Annotated in this window: 13 protein-coding genes and 1 tRNA gene; all 14 read left to right on the top strand. The window is 58.6% G+C overall.

The features are described from left to right. Positions 1 to 9: 9 nt before the first annotated feature. The 14 genes from HF320_RS08340 (at position 10) to HF320_RS08275 (ending at position 15350) form a co-directional block, all read left to right on the top strand. The gene (locus HF320_RS08340; RefSeq protein WP_169277883.1) at positions 10 to 954 is read left to right on the top strand and encodes a zinc dependent phospholipase C family protein; all 945 of its coding nucleotides are present in this window, start codon (positions 10 to 12) and stop codon (positions 952 to 954) included. Between the two features lie 258 nt (positions 955 to 1212). Continuing rightward, positions 1213 to 2466 carry an MFS transporter gene (locus tag HF320_RS08335; protein ID WP_022387658.1) on the top strand — a complete coding sequence of 418 codons (1254 nt, stop codon included), beginning with the start codon at positions 1213 to 1215 and terminating at the stop codon, positions 2464 to 2466. An 85-nt stretch (positions 2467 to 2551) separates the two neighbouring features. Then, the gene (locus HF320_RS08330) at positions 2552 to 3130 is read left to right on the top strand and encodes a QueT transporter family protein (protein WP_138377898.1); all 579 of its coding nucleotides are present in this window, start codon (positions 2552 to 2554) and stop codon (positions 3128 to 3130) included. A gap of 77 nt (positions 3131 to 3207) precedes the next feature. Next, positions 3208 to 4416, top strand: coding sequence for a glycosyltransferase (locus HF320_RS08325; protein ID WP_169277882.1), 1209 nt, complete (start codon positions 3208 to 3210; stop codon positions 4414 to 4416). Beyond that, complete coding sequence (locus tag HF320_RS08320; protein WP_211159028.1) at positions 4403 to 5755, top strand: sensor histidine kinase; 1353 nt, start codon at positions 4403 to 4405, stop codon at positions 5753 to 5755. The genes HF320_RS08325 and HF320_RS08320 overlap by 14 nt, the downstream gene beginning before the upstream one ends. Before the next feature lie 96 nt (positions 5756 to 5851). After that, positions 5852 to 6568 carry a LytR/AlgR family response regulator transcription factor gene (locus HF320_RS08315; RefSeq protein ID WP_040219821.1) on the top strand — a complete coding sequence of 239 codons (717 nt, stop codon included), beginning with the start codon at positions 5852 to 5854 and terminating at the stop codon, positions 6566 to 6568. Then, the gene (locus HF320_RS08310) at positions 6568 to 7035 is read left to right on the top strand and encodes a YfcE family phosphodiesterase (protein WP_169277881.1); all 468 of its coding nucleotides are present in this window, start codon (positions 6568 to 6570) and stop codon (positions 7033 to 7035) included. Before HF320_RS08315 ends, HF320_RS08310 begins: the two co-directional genes overlap by 1 nt. A 195-nt stretch (positions 7036 to 7230) precedes the next feature. Beyond that, a tRNA-Asp gene (locus tag HF320_RS08305) sits at positions 7231 to 7307 on the top strand. Positions 7308 to 7414: 107 nt separating this feature from the next. After that, positions 7415 to 9583, top strand: coding sequence for a zinc ribbon domain-containing protein (locus HF320_RS08300; RefSeq protein ID WP_211159027.1), 2169 nt, complete (start codon positions 7415 to 7417; stop codon positions 9581 to 9583). Between the two features lie 122 nt (positions 9584 to 9705). Next, positions 9706 to 10404: a dTMP kinase gene (gene tmk / locus HF320_RS08295; protein ID WP_169277879.1), complete on the top strand. Its 699-nt coding sequence runs from the start codon at positions 9706 to 9708 to the stop codon at positions 10402 to 10404. After that, positions 10404 to 11528 (top strand): DNA polymerase III subunit, encoded by a 1125-nt coding sequence (locus HF320_RS08290; RefSeq protein ID WP_169277878.1) that lies wholly within the window; start codon positions 10404 to 10406, stop codon positions 11526 to 11528. Before tmk ends, HF320_RS08290 begins: the two co-directional genes overlap by 1 nt. Then, entirely contained in the window at positions 11519 to 13105 is a 1587-nt protein-coding gene (locus tag HF320_RS08285; protein ID WP_169277877.1) for a PSP1 domain-containing protein, read from the top strand. Before HF320_RS08290 ends, HF320_RS08285 begins: the two co-directional genes overlap by 10 nt. A 92-nt stretch (positions 13106 to 13197) precedes the next feature. Continuing rightward, entirely contained in the window at positions 13198 to 13947 is a 750-nt protein-coding gene (locus tag HF320_RS08280; protein WP_169277876.1) for a ComF family protein, read from the top strand. Between the two features lie 416 nt (positions 13948 to 14363). Further along, positions 14364 to 15350: a substrate-binding periplasmic protein gene (locus HF320_RS08275; protein WP_169277875.1), complete on the top strand. Its 987-nt coding sequence runs from the start codon at positions 14364 to 14366 to the stop codon at positions 15348 to 15350. The last annotated feature ends 99 nt before the right edge of the window (positions 15351 to 15449 follow it).

The following is a 15449-nucleotide window of genomic DNA, read 5'->3' as shown; positions in this document are numbered from 1 at the left end:
ACTTCCCTTATGCCTGCACTTATCACGCATCATCTTTTTGGCGAGGAGAGCATCGACCGTCTGCCTGCCGGAATCGTCACGTCGGACGAGGAGCGCTGCGCGTTTCTGCTGGGAAACCAAGGCCCAGACCCCTTCTTCTTCCGTGTGCGTACGCCGTATATGCGCGACTGCATGCAGCTTGCCAGGGTGATGCATCATTCGCGCATGTCAAAGCAGTTCGCCTGCCTGCGTGACGGCGTGAGCCATTTGCAAAAACACGATGCGCGGCTTGGGCGCGCTTTTGCCCTGGGACTTCTTTCCCACTATGTGCTCGATCGCAACGCGCATCCGTTTGTGTACGAGCAGCAGTTTGGCGTGCTCGATGCCGATCCCGATCTGGCGTCGGCAGCCAGTCAGGTGCATGCGGTGATCGAGAGCGATTTGGATGTCTTGATGCTTCAGCTCAAGCGCAACGGTGCCACGACGGCGGACTATCCGCCGGTGAGCGAGCTTGTTACCAGCGAGCGCATCGATAAAGTGGGCGGCGCGCTGATGAGCCATGTGGCGCGTAGCGTCTACGGCCTCGATGTGGGCGTTGCCGAGTATGGCGGCGCTGTTGCGGATATGCAGATGCTGTATCGCATTATCGAGCCGGCGGGCTCGCTCAAGACCGATGTTATCGGCAAGCTCGAGGGCCTCGTGTCCGATTACTCCTTGCTGGCGTCGCTTGCGCATCCCGTGACCGATAAACAGCCGCTGCGCGCTGGCAACATGGGGCACATCGCATGGAAGAACCCCTTTACCGAGGCCGTCTCGCGCGAGAGCTTCCCGGAGGTTTTCGATCGCGCGCTGGAAGACTACGAGCGTGCGGCAGCGTGCTTTGTCGAGTGCGCCGATATGGAGCAGCTGACGGGGCACGTCAACTATTCTGGCCGTCCGCTTGCTGCCGATGAGGAATTCGACCGCGAGGAGTAGTGCGTCGCCTGACTCTCGCCCGTCATATAATTCGTCCGATCAAGCCCGCCTCGTGCGGGCTTTTTTCAGCATCTAACTGGTGTCTTCACAAAATGTGACAAAATAAACCTGTCGACTTTCTGTCACATTGAGCAGGTGGGTTCGCGCAGCGTTGACGGGTTCTTGACACGTTCTAGATAAAACTTGTCGTACGATATCCTATTGATATTGATATTCCGAGCAAACGCCGCTGTGGCCAACCAAAGGGAGACACACACCATGAAGTACACCAAGCTCGAGCGGAACTGGGTTATGTATGATGTGGGCAATTCCGCACTCGTGCTGCTGCAGACCTCCGTGGTGCCCATCTATTTCAATGCGCTCGCCGCAGGCGCCAGCTCGGCTGGTTTGGTCACCGCATGGGCCAATGCCCAGACGGTCGCCTCGCTTGTGGTGGCGTTCCTCATGCCGATCCTGGGCGCCCTCGCAGACTACGCTGGCAACAAGATCAAGTTCTTCATCGGCTTTTTCCTTACAGGCCTGGTGCTGTGCTTTGCGCAGGCCGTGCCCATGAGCGCCATGGCGTTCCTTGTGATCTACGTGGTATGCACGATCGGACTCAACTCGTCCATGACGTTCTACGACGCCATGCTCCCCGACATCACTACCGACGAGCGCATGGATGCTGTTTCCAGCTCGGGCTATGCCTGGGGCTATATTGGCTCGACCATCCCCTTCATCATCTGCCTCGCGCTTATCATGGCCGGCCCTTCGGCGCTCGGTCTCGAGACGATGTTCTGCACGCGCATGGCCTTTGTCATCACCGGCGTGTGGTGGCTCGTATTCACCCTGCCCCTACTTCGTACCTATAAGCAGAAGTACGGTCGTGAGCGCAGCAGCGAGGATACGCTCGGCCATATCGTCTCCGGTGTGTTTTCCGAGGTCGCTCATACCATGAAGGAGATTGCCCGCGATAAGGTGGTCCTCCTGTACATGGTGGCGTTCTTCTTCTACATCGACGGCGTGCATACCGTCATTTCCATGGCTACGAGTTACGGCTCTTCGTTGGGCATCGACTCCACGCAGCTCGTCTTGGCCCTGCTTGTCACGCAGTTCGTGGCGTTCCCCTCTGCCATCATCTACGGCAAGCTCGCCGGCCGCGTGGGCACGCTCCGCATGATTACCGTGGCTGTGGTGGCCTACATGTGCATCGTCCTGTTCGCCGCGTTCTTCCTTAAGACCGCTACCGAGTTTTGGATCCTCGCCATCCTCGTGGGCATGTTCCAGGGCGGCGTGCAGGCGCTTTCACGCAGCTACTTTGGCAAGATCATCCCCAAGGAGAAGTCCAACGAATACTATGGCTTCTTTGACATTTTTGGACGTTACGCTTCCGTCATGGGAACTCTGCTAGTATCTGTCGTGACGTCACTCACGGGGGATCCTTCTTTAGGAGTGCTTTCCATCGGGATCCTTCTGGTTGTGGGTTTCGTTTTGCTAGTAAAGCTCTCCAAGATGCAGGGGTCCGCTGCGTAAGCGGACGTGCGCACACCTGTCTTGGAACGGAGGGCTTTACGGCACAGTAAAGCCCTCCGTTTTCATAGAAGGTGAATGAGGAACAATGAAATCGAATTATCTTGCCCGTGTTGGTGTGATCGCTGCCGTTTATGCAGCTTGCACCCTGATTGCCCTGCTCTTCTTGGGAAGTCTCGCGTGGGGTCCCATCCAGTTTCGCGTGTCCGAGGCGCTGTGCGTGCTCGCCTTGTTCACGCCTGCCGCAATTCCCGGCCTGACGCTTGGCTGCGTGATCGCCAACGTGATGAACATCGTCATTTCCGGTACGGGTATGCTGGGCATGCTTGATGTGGTCTTTGGTTCGCTGGCCACCTTTGCGGGCGCCCTTTTTACGTGGAAGATGCGCCGCCATCCCCTCGTGGCACTTGCGGGCCCCGTGCTTGCAAACGCGCTGATCGTGCCCGCCTATCTTCCGCTTTTGCTGCAGGGCGTGGGCTTCTACACCATCCCCTTTACGACGATCTCGCTCGATAACTCCTGGCTGTTCATGTATCTGTTTGGCTTGGTGACCACTGGCGTGGGCGAAGCGGTTATTATGTATGTACTTGGGTACCCGTTGGCACGCTCGCTGGCAAAAACGCCGATGTTTTCTGCAGAGAGCGCCGAGTTGGGTATGCATAACTAACGGCGAGGTAGCACGCATGCGGGTCGAGTGGCGCCGCGGCTGACAGATGGGCATGCGCGGCGATGGACGGAGCCAGCATGAAACCCGTTGTCGTGATTCCCACGTACTGGGAAGCAAGCCAGGATGGCGTCTGCACGCCGGGCGGGTACGACCACGCTACCGATATCTATTCGACAACGCCCGATCTTGATCGCTGCCTGCGTTCGCTCGAGCAGGTGCGCAAGCTTCCGCGCGTTGTCATTCTTGTTGTGTGTCCTGCCGCGGCGACCGCGCGAGTGCGTCGACGCGTAGAAGAGATCGCGGCGGCACACCCCTCGATTGATGCCTTGGTTGTGACAAACGCCGAAGCATCGCATATAGCCGACCGCGTGGCGGAGCTTGCCCCCAACGTCATAGGGGAGCCTATATCGCTACGCGGCTACGGTGCCATTCGAAATATGGGTCTGGCCGTCGCGGCGATTTTTGGGCACGACACCGTCGTTTTCTTGGATGACGACGAGATGGTGCTCGGCCCCGATTTCATGGATAAGGCCCTCTACGCCCTGGGGCAGCAAAACAGACAGGGCGTTCCCATTTTGGCCAAGAGCGGCTACTTTTACGATCGTGCCGGGTCGCCCATGGCCGACGCCTCCCAAACGGGGCCCACAACGCGTTGGTGGACCAAGCGTCTCGAATTCAATAGCTGGATGAAGCGAGCCCTTGCGGGGACGCGCATTTCTCGCTCCAACTACGTGTGCGGCGGATGCTTCTCTTTGCACGCGCGCGCTTACATGCATGTGGCATTTGACCCGTGGATCACGCGAGGCGAGGACCTCGATTATCTCTTTAACATGCGCCTTTGGGGCTTTGAGATGTGGTTTGACAACCAGTGGGTGGTTCGCCATCTGCCGCCGGTGATAACCCAGCGTGCTCCGCGCTTCATGCAAGACGTATACCGCTGGTACTACGAGCGCGCAAAGATCGCTTATGCCAACCGTCAGCACGACCTGAATCCGGTGACGCCCGAATCGCTTATGCCGTATCCGGGGCCGTGGATTTCCAAGCAGCTCGATGATCGCGTTCGCAAGACGGCTGCAGCGCGTGCCATGCTGACGCCCGAGAAATTTGCCTATCTCAAGATTTTGAAAGATGGCATCCCCGAGGCGGAGTCCTATGCGCGTGCGAACGCGAGCAATTATGTGCGTCTTCAGAGCTTCTGGCCCGCTATCATGAATGGACTATGGAACGATATCGATATGCAGGCCATGCTCCTGCAGCATGAAGAGGAGAACGATGAGCGGCAATAGGACAACGCAGGCCGAGGCTTCTTCGCAAGACGGTCTTACGTCGGGAGTGCGCATTCTGGTGGCGGTGTGCGCGGCGTTGCTGATCTTCTATTTTATCTATGCATTGATGGTGGACAGCAAACCTTTGGCGACGGTGTTCGCCTGTGCTCTCCTATGCGCATTCCTGCTGATTTTTATCTTCTTGTCACTCAATCCCGATATCCTTCGCTCGCAGTACACCGAGCAAACGCTCTCGTCGGCGTCGGAGATGCTGGAGGATATCAAGGACGGTTTGACTCCCGAGGGTGCCGAGGCCATCTGTCGCAGGTTGCTTACCGAGACACGTGCTATGGCCATCGCCATGACGGACGATACGTGCGTGCTCGCTTGCGCGGGCGATCTTGCGAGCGATTTTCCGCCCGGCTCTCCCATTCATACACCTGCCACGCATTATGTTCTCGAACACGGTATCGTGCAGAGCTTCACGCATGCCGTGGATGTGAAAAGCGAGACCCGGGGGCATCGCGAGATTCCTGCGGGTATCATCGCCCCGCTTAAGGTGCGCGGCAAAGCCGTGGGAACGCTCAAGTTCTACTATCGGCGTTCGCACGAGGTCAATCGCACCCAGTATGCGCTGGCCTCCGGTTTTGCCGAGCTCATTTCCACGCAGCTTGCCATTCATGAGCTCGAGCTGCAATCCGAACTCACCGCCCGTGCCGAGGTACGCGCGTTGCAGGCCCAGATTAATCCCCACTTCTTGTTCAATACGCTTAACACCATTGCGTCGCTTACGCGTACCGAGCCGTTGCGTGCCCGCGAGCTGTTGCGCGAGTTTGCCTCGTTCTACCGCGCGACGCTCGACAATTCTGGCTCGCTTATTCCTGTCAGCCGCGAAATCGAGCAGACGCTGCGCTATCTGACGTTTGAGAAGGCCCGTTTTGGCGAGGACCGCATTGGGGTGAATGTCGATATCGACGAGGAGGTCGAGGATACACTGGTGCCTGCATTTGTGATCCAGCCCTTGGTGGAAAACGCGGTGCGCCATGCGATGGGCGACGAAGATCCGCTTCATATCGATATCTCGGTTGCTCCCGAGGGCGAATCCATGGTGGAGATCCAGGTTAAGGACGACGGTGTGGGCATGGACGAGCAGACGGCGGCGCGACTGTTCTGCACTCAGCGAAAGGCCCCACGCACGGATACCCCCCAGGGCGGCGGTGCGGGCGTGGCCATGCACAATATCGCCGACCGCATCGCGCGTTTTTATGGACCCCGCTCGAGCACGCAGGTTATTTCCTCCCCTGGAGCGGGTACTTCCGTTGTTTTGCATCTTGATTTGCAAAAAAGTATCCTTGAGTAGGGTTAGAATAGAAGTTCGGCATTGTATGCCGGCTCGGCGCTATTTTTAATGGCGCCGGTACAAGCCGGTGGTTACTCCAACGAAGGGACCATATTGATGCTACGTGCGATGATCGTTGACGACGAAGCACCCGCACGCTCTGAGCTGCGTTTTCTGCTTGAGCAGACTGGAAAAATCGGATCGATTAACGAAGCTTCGAGTGTTCGCTCGGCTATCGAGATGCTCATGGAGAATCGTGTCGACGTGGTTTTTCTTGATATCTCTATGCCAGGTGCTTCGGGCCTTCAGCTTGCGGAGGCGCTTCACCGTTTGAAGAACCCCCCTGCGGTGGTTTTCGTTACCGCCTACAGCGACCATGCTGTCGAGGCATTTGATGTGGACGCTGTGGACTACCTCATGAAGCCGGTCGAGGAAGCTCGTCTCGATCAGGCCATTGGCAAGGTGCTTGCGCGTGTCAAGCCGGTTTCGGAGAACAAGTCATCCATCGAGCGCATCCCCGTGGAGAAGGGCGGCCGTAAGGTGCTCATCCCCGTGGACCAGATTCGCTACATCATGGCCAAGGACGATTACTCCTGCATTTTTACCGAGGACGATCGCTACCTTTCCACGACCTCGCTTGCGCAGTTCGAGTCCAAGCTGGGAGATTTTGGCTTCTTCCGCGTGCATCGCCGCTATATCGTGAACCTTGCATGCGTTGAGGATGTCGAGACGGCAGCTTCCGGTGCGATTCAATTGGGCATCACCAGCGTGGAAGATCGCATTCCCGTCTCGCGCCGCCGCGTGGTGCCGCTTAAAAAGGCGTTGAACCTCTAATGGATACGCTGGCGGATGCAAAGCGTGTCGATATTATTTCCGATACGCATGGATACCTTTCGGATGAGCTTCTCGCTGCCCTTGAGGGTGCCGACTTGATTATCCATGCGGGAGATATGACGTCCGAGGCCGATTGGGATCATCTTAATACCATTGCTCCTATCAAAGCCGTGTTGGGCAACAACGATTACTATCGCGATTACGGACCAGAGGTGCCGGCGCTCAATACGTTTACATATGAGGGCTTGAGCTTTGCGGTGGCCCACTATCGCGAGGAGCTCCCGGTGGGGACGGTCGATGTGGCTATCTGCGGCCATACGCATCGTCCCAAAATCGTGCAGTTGGGCAAGTGTTTGGTTATCAACCCGGGATCGCCTACGTATCCTCGTAGCGCGCGGGGCAACACCATGGCTCGTCTTTTTGTGGCCGACGGTCGGGTTATCTCGGCCGACATCATCGATCTATAGTGTGGCGCGAGGCTTGGTCCCCGCGCCATTTTTGTGCGCAAGGGAGCTGTCTACCTGCAAATTCATTGAGTGCGGGGTGTGATTAACCGTCTGTTCGGTTGCTCGATAGTCAGGCGTCGGAAAAAATTTTTAAAAAAGTGTTGCGCGCATCTTAGAGTTCTGTGTATACTAGCTCTCGCAGCAACGCCTGCTGATGGGGAGTTAGCTCAGCTGGTTAGAGCGCCGGCCTGTCACGTCGGAGGTCGCGGGTTCGAGTCCCGTACTTCCCGCCATCAAATGTTAAAAGCCTTGTCTTCGGACGAGGCTTTTTTCGTATAGATGCAAAACTGTCGTTGATATAGGATTATTCCCGAATGGCAATTCATGAGGGGAGATTCCGGTGTTTTGTGCAAAATGTGGGAACAAGTTGAGCGACGACGCTCGTTTTTGTGCCAACTGTGGTGCGCCGGTTGCCGCTCGTGATGGAGCTGACGTTCCGGTGAGCGCCCAGGGAGATCCTCAAGAGGGCGATGCCCCCGACGCGACCGTTGCGGCTCCTGTTCTTGTGCCCGCAGATGCGACTTCCAACGCCACGCCGAATCCCGATGTTTCGCCGGGTCCCGATACCGTGTCTGCCGAGCCCGAGGCCGCTTCTGCCGCCGATGCGCCCGCGGTTCCCGCCGACACCGCTGCTAAGAAAAAGAAGACGCCGTTTATCATCGCGGCGGCGATTCTCGTTATCGTCATCATCGGCGTCGCCGCCTTTTTCCTGCTGGGCAACAAAGGTACAGGTAATATCGAGTTTGGCCAGGACACCGAGGTTGAGCTTGCGGTGACAACCGTCATCAAGCCGCGTGGCAAAGACGGCAACCTCATGAATTCCTACGACGCCTACCTCATCAACGAGAAGGCAAAAGGCGACGTTTCCTCTATCAAGACCACGCCGTATCATCTTACGGTCAAAGGCGATCAGGGCTTCAAGCCCTCCGACTTCAAGGATCTCCCCAACAATCGTTACACGCTGGTGATCGTGGACCACGATTCCGATGATGCCGATAGCGAGCAGAAGATTCCCGTCAATTACGACAAGGAGAACAAGAAGGCTCCCTCCGAGGCGATTATCGCGGTGCCCTCAAAGCCCCAGAAGGCTCCTGCAAAAGAAGATGGGAAGACCGATGAGCAGAAGGCCTATGGTCTGTTCCTCGATAAGATCAAGGAGTTGACTGATACGTACGGCGCCTGCGGATCAACCGAATGGGGCGGCTCCTACAATCTGGCAACCGGCCTGTGTGTAGCCGATCTTGTGGACTTTGACGGCGATGGCATGAACGAGCTGTTCGTGGTCTACAACACGCAGGTTGCTAATCCGAACGTGGACGGCTGGATGGACAAGCAAGCTCAGTCGTTTAAGAGCGAGGTATGGGCCTATCGCGACGGCAAAATCGTCAAGGTCTTTGATAAATCGAACGTCGAGCACGATAACGGCGGTGTGACGTGGGTGAGCGTTCATCAAAAAGATGGCAAGTTCTACCTTATGACCCAAGACAGTTCTTATACGGATCTTGGCGACGCTGGCTACAACGAGACGACGGACACGGTTTTCTACGTCATGGACGGCTCGAAGTTCAAACAGGACGCTTCGGCACACTCCGATGCCAACGTGTCATCGGATTCGTCTGACTCCACCTGTACCATCAACGGCAAGGACGCTACCTCCGACGAGCTCTTGGATTTCCAGGATTCCTATCCGGCATACCTGAGCTATGGACTTATCAACTATCTCCAGGATGCTAGCTTCTATGGCGAGGGAACGTACTATCCGGTGAACGACCTTCCCAGCTTGGTGGCAAAGACCACCCAGGCGCTCGAGGAGGGTGCTGCGACCAAGAAGGGCGAGACCGCAAAGGATGCATCGTACTCTGCCGACATCAAGACGGTTTCTGTACCGGTACCCGATGCCTCCAGTGACGTTGCCCTTCCTGTCGATACCGATTGGACCTATCTCCAGTTTTCCAAGGACGGTAAGGCGAACGGATGCAAAGACCTCAACGCCAAGCTCAAGGAGAGTTTTGACGCCGATGTCGACGCTACGTCCTCCTGGAGGCTCGATTTGAGCGGTAACGGGAACGGTGCTGCCGAGGTGTTGCAGAACCGCTACGACACCATGGTGTCTCTCGACGGCTCGATAGCTTGCGTGTTCCAGGAGCGCTACTACACAGCGGGCGGTCCCCATGGGTGGAACAAGAATGCGGTGGTCTACTACGATCTCTCGAAGGGCACCGAAGTCGACGCCGACGTGGCCTTGGGAATCGACAAGGACACGCTAGCGGGCCTGGCCTCCGACGCCATCGATGCGTTCGTGCGTGCCAATCCCGGTATCAGCGACACTGGCGACGTGCGCGATCACCTTTGCGAGATGGATCGCTATGGCCGCGATAAAGCAGGCATCTTCTTCATCACGCGCGACTATGAGATGGGCACCTATGCCGATGGCTCGCATGTCATCTACATCAAGGCCCTCAACGGCGATGATGGCCTTGTGGGCACGTCGGGGGATTTTGGTAACTGATTGGTGCCCGATGCGCCAATGTGAACACATGAAGCCCGCTTGCGCCCGCCGCGCGGCGGGCTTTGTCCGTCTTACGCGGTATGATAGGTGAGCACAACGAACACAATCGGCAAGGAGAGTTCATGCCGACGATTGATACCCATAGCACACCGGCCTTTATCACCCTGGAGGGCATCGATGGCTGCGGAAAGTCGACGCAGGCGCGTTTGCTCGCCGCCGCTCTCGAGCATGCGGGCTGCGCGGTGCTGCGCTTGCGCGAGCCTGGCGGCACAGAGATTTCCGAGAAAATCCGTGCGCTTTTGCTCGACCCCGCCAACGCGGCGATGAGCGAGACGTGCGAGCTTTTGCTTTTTGAGGCGGCGCGCGCTCAGCTTGTGGAAGAGGTCATTGTTCCGGCCCTGGCAGCGGGCCAGGTGGTAGTTTGCGATCGTTTTTACGATTCGACTACGGCATACCAAGCATTTGCCGATGGTCTCGACTGCGCGATGGTGCGCAGCGCCAACGCTCTTGCGGTGGGGGAGTGCACTCCGCGTCTCACGCTCGTCTACGATGTGAGCGTTGACGAGGCGCTTGCCCGCCGCGCCGCACGCGCAGGCCAAGACCGCATGGAGCTCAAGGGCGATGTCTTTCAGGAGAGCGTCGCTGCGGGGTTTCGCGCCATTGCGAAACTGGAGCCCGAACGCGTGAAGCTGATTGATGCCTCGGCCGGCGTGGCCGAGGTGTTTGCACAGACGGTCGCCTGTGTTCGTAGGGCCGGCTTTGCCCTGTCCGACGCCGATATGCAGGCGGCTCTTGCTCTCGAGCAGACCGAGGTGGCCTGATGGTGGCCGACGCATCGCTTTTGGCAAAGCTATCTGGTCAAAAGCGCGTCAAGAGCTTTTTGACACGTGCGGTGGAAGGCGGCCGAGCCGCTCACGCCTATCTGTTTGTAGGCGCTCCCGGTTCTGGCAAGCTCGAGGCTGCATGGGCGCTTGCTCAGGCTCTTTTGTGCGAGGATGGCGGGTGCGGGGCTTGTGATAACTGCATGCGCGCGGCGCGTCGCACGCATCCGGACGTGCACTATTACACTCCCGAAAGTGCCACGGGCTATCTCATCAGTCAGACGCGCGAGCTGTTGGAGGATGTTGCTTTGGCCCCTATTCGTGCCAAGCACAAGGTCTATATCATCGACCGCGCGGAGCAGATGCGTGCAAATACGGCAAATGCCTTGCTCAAAACTATCGAGGAGCCGCCCAAGACGGTGACGTTCATCCTGCTGGGCACTTCGACCGATACCATCTTGCCCACCATCGTGTCGCGTTGCCAGTGCGTGCCGTTTCGCACGTTGCCGCTCGACGAATCTGCCCAGACCGTGGCGCGTGCAACCGGCGTCGACCTTGCTCGTTGTCGCATGGCCGTAGCCGTAACGGGAGGGCCCAATGCTGCCATCGGTTTTCTCAAGAGCGCCGAGCGCCAGGAGGCGCGCCGCCAGATGCTGCGCGCTATCGACATGCTCAAACGCTCAGACGAGGCGGACATTTTGCTTTCTGTGCGCGACCTGCTTGGCGTTATCAAGGCGCCGCTTGCAGAGCTTAAGGATGCGCAGAAAGCGATGCTCGACCGTGACTCGGATTATCTTTCGCGTGGAGCCTTGAAGCAGCTGGAGGATCGCAACAAGCGCGAGCTTACGGCGCGCGAGCGTTCGGGTATCATGGAAGCGCTAGCGTGCGTACGATCGCTGCTGCGCGATGTTTTGCTGCTTGTCCAAGACGATGCCGCTTCGATTGTCAACGAGGACGCGCGAGACATTGCGTGTCGTTTGGCCGAGCATGCGACGTGTACGGGTATCGTGCGCGCCATCGAGGCCGTAGGCGATGCCGAGCATCGCATCGCGCGTAACATAACTCCCCAGCTGACCTGCGAGGTCATGCTCTTTGATATAAGAAAGGCGCTTCTATGCCCGTAGTTGTTCCCGTTAAATTCGCTTACGCCTCGCGCGATTTGTGGTTTGACCCTCAAGGCTTGGACATCGTCGAGGCCGATCATGCCATCTGTTCCACCGAGCGCGGGACCGAGATCGGCCTGGTGACCGCAGATCCCTTTGAGGTTCCCGAAGACGAGCTTTCCGCTCCGCTCAAGCCCGTGCTGCGCATCGCTACCGATGATGATTTGGACTATGCCGATGAGCTGGCCCAGCGCGGTGACGACGCCATGGAGGATTTCCGTCGCCTGGTTAAGCAAAACGAGCTGGACATGAAGCCCGTTGGCGTCGAGTATCTGTTTGGTGGCGAGAAGGTTGTCTTCTATTTTGCCGCCGAGGATCGCGTAGACTTCCGTCAGCTGGTCAAAGACCTCTCTTCGTGCTTTCACACGCGTATCGACATGCGCCAGATCGGCGTGCGCGATGAGACGCGCCTGGTGGGCGGCTATGCCCATTGTGGGCAGGAGCTGTGCTGCACGCGCTTTGGCGGCCAGTTCGAGCCGGTCTCCATTCGCATGGCAAAAGAGCAGGACCTTCCTCTCAACTCCGCTAAGATCTCGGGCGTTTGCGGTCGTCTGATGTGCTGCCTGCGCTACGAGTTCGAGGCCTATAAGGATTTCAAGAGCCGCGCTCCCAAGAAAAAGACGCTGATCGACACCCCGCTTGGCAAGGCCAAGATCCAGGAGTACAACACGCCGCGCGAGCAGTTGGTTTTGCGCCTGGAGAGCGGCAAGGTTTTTCGTGTGAACCTTTCCGATATGACCTGCTCCGAAGGTTGCAAGAAGCGTGCCGAGGAGCAGGGCTGCAGCTGTCGTCCCGACTGCGTGACGCGCGACATCTTGGAGCGCATCGAGTCCCCGGACATCGCGCTTGCCCTTATGGAACTCGACCGCGAGGCGGGCATCGACGTGGGCGATGGCCTTTCCCGCGCCGATCGCTTGGTGCCCGAGGCGCCTGCACGCCATCGTCGCCAGCGCTCGGGTGAACATGGGGGCGAAGAGCGTTCTCAGCGCGGCCAGCGCGGTCGCGGAGGCGATGATCGCGGCCAGGGTGCGGCCGACGAGCAAACGCCGCGCCGTCGTCGTCGCCGTTCGGGCGCCGGTGCAGGTGCAGATAGCACGCGCGACAATCGCGGTTCTGCACGCGAGGCGACCGAGGGACAGGCCCCCTCGCGCCGTCGTCGTCGCCATCTTTCGAGCGAGGAGCGCGACGACGCTTTCCGCGCCGCGGCAGCTCGCGAGGCGGCCTCTTCCGCATCGGAGAAAGACGGCGCTCCCGGCCGCTCCCGTCGCCGTCGCCACACGTCCGCTTCTCAGTCTGGACAGCCGACCGGCGAGCGTTCGCAGAGCAAGCCGCAGGTGCCTTCTGTGGCCGATCAGGTGGCTTCGGGCGAGGTCAAGGTCACGCGCCGCCGTCCTGGCGATGGCGGGGGAGCGCGTGCGGCAGAGCATGGTGCGGGCGCCTTGACTGCCGACGACCAGGCTCCGCGCCGCCGTCGCCGTCGTTCGCGCAAGCCGCGCGGAGGTGCGGACGGCGCCGACAACACTCCGTCTGCCGAGTAGATAACGCAACTTGCGCGCAGCTGCACCGTCGCGTTTGCGCGTGCGGGTATGCTTGATTCAAGCCCTCTTGCCTCTGTCGACAAGGGGGCTTTGTGCTTTCTTATCCTCCATCTACGCCTTGGGAGCGGGTGCGCGACGCGACGCTTGAGCTTCTGTCGCCCACGCGCTGCGTGGCCTGCGAGCGTCCGGGGTCTTTGGTGTGCGATGCCTGCGCCGCGCGCATCGTGATCATCGACCCCATCTTTGCCTGCCTTCGCTGCGGAGCGCCTTTTGGCAATCTTCTCTGTACAGAATGCCAATCGGAATCTTGCCAGGACAAAAAAGAGGCGAACAGCTGCCTTGCGGCATGTGTGTTTGAAGGCGTGCCCGCGCGCATCGTGCGTGCTTACAAAGATGGGGGCGAGCGTCGCCTTGCTGCATGGATTGCACATGCGCTTTTTGATGCCGTGCATCGCGCTCAGAAGGCAGTTCCCAAGCGCATGGATGCCTTTGCCCTCGACGCCGATGCCGTGGTCTTTGTTCCGGCAACGTCTGTGGCATATCGACGTCGCGGGTTTGACCATATGGAAGCGGTTGCTCGTGAGTTCTCTAACCTAATGGGGATTCCCGTACTCGATGCGCTTGCGAAATGGGACGCGTGCGACCAGCGAAAACTTGGCCGGGGAGGGCGTCTGGCAAACGCGGCGGATGCGTATGACGTGGTGGAACCCGTTGCTGGCATGCGTCTTCTTTTGATCGACGACGTTATCACCACGGGGGCGACAATGGGCTCATGCGCGGAGGTTTTGAAGCGGGCGGGGGCGGTTAAAATCGATTGTCTGGCGTTCGCGCGCGTGTGGTGATGGGGCATAAAAACGTGTACATCGCTGCATTGTGGCCGCGTTTACGTGCGAAAACGCTTTACTCCTGATATAATTCGCTTCGTTCTCCCCAGGCTGTGGTTGCGGGGGCGCTCAGGCGCTTCTCAGTCCATGACAGACGCGGTCAAAGGGATCCACGTAAGCGTCCGCGTGCGCGCGGCGCGATCATGGCGCGTCCTAGAAGTAAGCCGCACCGTCCGTTTTTCCTTTTGCGAGGCAATGGTTGCCTCCCGGACGAGCGGGTTAGTAGTGAGGGCCGCTGAGGCGGCGTGAGCAAACGCTCCAGTGCGCAGGTGTGGGGTCAAAAACCAGGTCAGCTGGGGGGACGCAACGTATTTTTCCCGCGCATGGGCGCGGACCGTAAGAGGACGCCCTTCTTTGGGGGAATGGAGAAGACGATGCTGCGCGTAAGGAAGACGACCCTTGCGGCCACGATGACGCTTGCTTTGATGGCTGCCCTTGGCTTGGGCGGCTGCTCGCTGTTCACGCCGTCGTTGAGCGAGGATACTCAAAGCGTGGTCGCCAAAACCGATATCAAGTCATCGGCGCTGGTGACGGAAGGCAAGCTTACTGTCGCCCTCGATACCTCCAATGCCCCGCAGGCCATGACAAACCAGGATGGCAGCATCGCCGGCTATCAGGCCGACCTCGGCCGTTCGATTGCCGAGCACTTTGGTCTCGATGTCGTTTTTGTCGACGCCACGAGTGCAGAAGACGTCCTTACGTCGGGCAAGGCCGACATCTATCTGGGCGCCACCTCCAGCGACGCCTCGTCCAAAGTCGAGGTCATGGGCGATGTCCTCGAGGATGCGTGCGCGATCTTTGGCAAATCCGACTCCGGTCAGCTCAGCGTGAGCGCCTCCGATCTTTCTTCTACAACTATCGGCGTGCAGATGTCTTCTGCCTCGCAGGATGCGCTTTCGCGCGCAGGCATCAACGCCCAGCAGAAGACCTACAACAACGTCAACGAGTGCTTTGCGGCGCTTGAGTCCGACGAGGTTCAGTACGTGGCGTGCGATATGACTGCCGGTTCGTACCTTTCGCGCGCCTACAGCGACATTTCCTTTGGGGGAACTATTGGGTCGGTGTCGAAGTTTAGCGTTGCCGCCCTTGCCAAGAACAGCGAGCTGACGGAAAAGCTGGGCCGTGTCCTCGACACCATCTGCTCAGACGGCACGCTCGATGCTATTCATACGCTGTGGTATGGCTCGACTCCTCTGTCCCTTGCCAATACGCTTGTCTCCGGCGTGGTGATTGACGAGTCGGACGCGGGTAATAATTCTGATGAAACGCAGGACGATACGACGAGCGATTCTGCTGATTCTCAGTCTACTGCAGCCGAGGAACAGCCCTTGACGGTTGACATCAACGACGTCAATCGATAAAACGACCAGGTCAGATATATCATCGCGATCTTTTTGCGCCCGTAGCCCACTTTGGGGCTGCGGGCGCAAATCTTCGGCGGCTGGTGTAATCCATTACGT

The sequence above is a fragment of the Collinsella acetigenes genome, assembly GCF_012844445.1.
Classification (GTDB): domain Bacteria; phylum Actinomycetota; class Coriobacteriia; order Coriobacteriales; family Coriobacteriaceae; genus Collinsella; species Collinsella acetigenes.
The sequence above is the reverse complement of the archived record's forward strand: the minus strand, read 5'-3'. Positions and strand labels throughout refer to the sequence as shown.

Coding starts and splice junctions, on each gene's coding strand:
- HF320_RS08340 (WP_169277883.1), top strand. CDS start 10: ATGCCTGCACTTATCACGCATCATCTTTTTGGCGAGGAGAGCATCGAC.
- HF320_RS08335 (WP_022387658.1), top strand. CDS start 1,213: ATGAAGTACACCAAGCTCGAGCGGAACTGGGTTATGTATGATGTGGGC.
- HF320_RS08330 (WP_138377898.1), top strand. CDS start 2,552: ATGAAATCGAATTATCTTGCCCGTGTTGGTGTGATCGCTGCCGTTTAT.
- HF320_RS08325 (WP_169277882.1), top strand. CDS start 3,208: ATGAAACCCGTTGTCGTGATTCCCACGTACTGGGAAGCAAGCCAGGAT.
- HF320_RS08320 (WP_211159028.1), top strand. CDS start 4,403: ATGAGCGGCAATAGGACAACGCAGGCCGAGGCTTCTTCGCAAGACGGT.
- HF320_RS08315 (WP_040219821.1), top strand. CDS start 5,852: ATGCTACGTGCGATGATCGTTGACGACGAAGCACCCGCACGCTCTGAG.
- HF320_RS08310 (WP_169277881.1), top strand. CDS start 6,568: ATGGATACGCTGGCGGATGCAAAGCGTGTCGATATTATTTCCGATACG.
- tmk (WP_169277879.1), top strand. CDS start 9,706: ATGCCGACGATTGATACCCATAGCACACCGGCCTTTATCACCCTGGAG.
- HF320_RS08290 (WP_169277878.1), top strand. CDS start 10,404: ATGGTGGCCGACGCATCGCTTTTGGCAAAGCTATCTGGTCAAAAGCGC.
- HF320_RS08285 (WP_169277877.1), top strand. CDS start 11,519: ATGCCCGTAGTTGTTCCCGTTAAATTCGCTTACGCCTCGCGCGATTTG.
- HF320_RS08275 (WP_169277875.1), top strand. CDS start 14,364: ATGCTGCGCGTAAGGAAGACGACCCTTGCGGCCACGATGACGCTTGCT.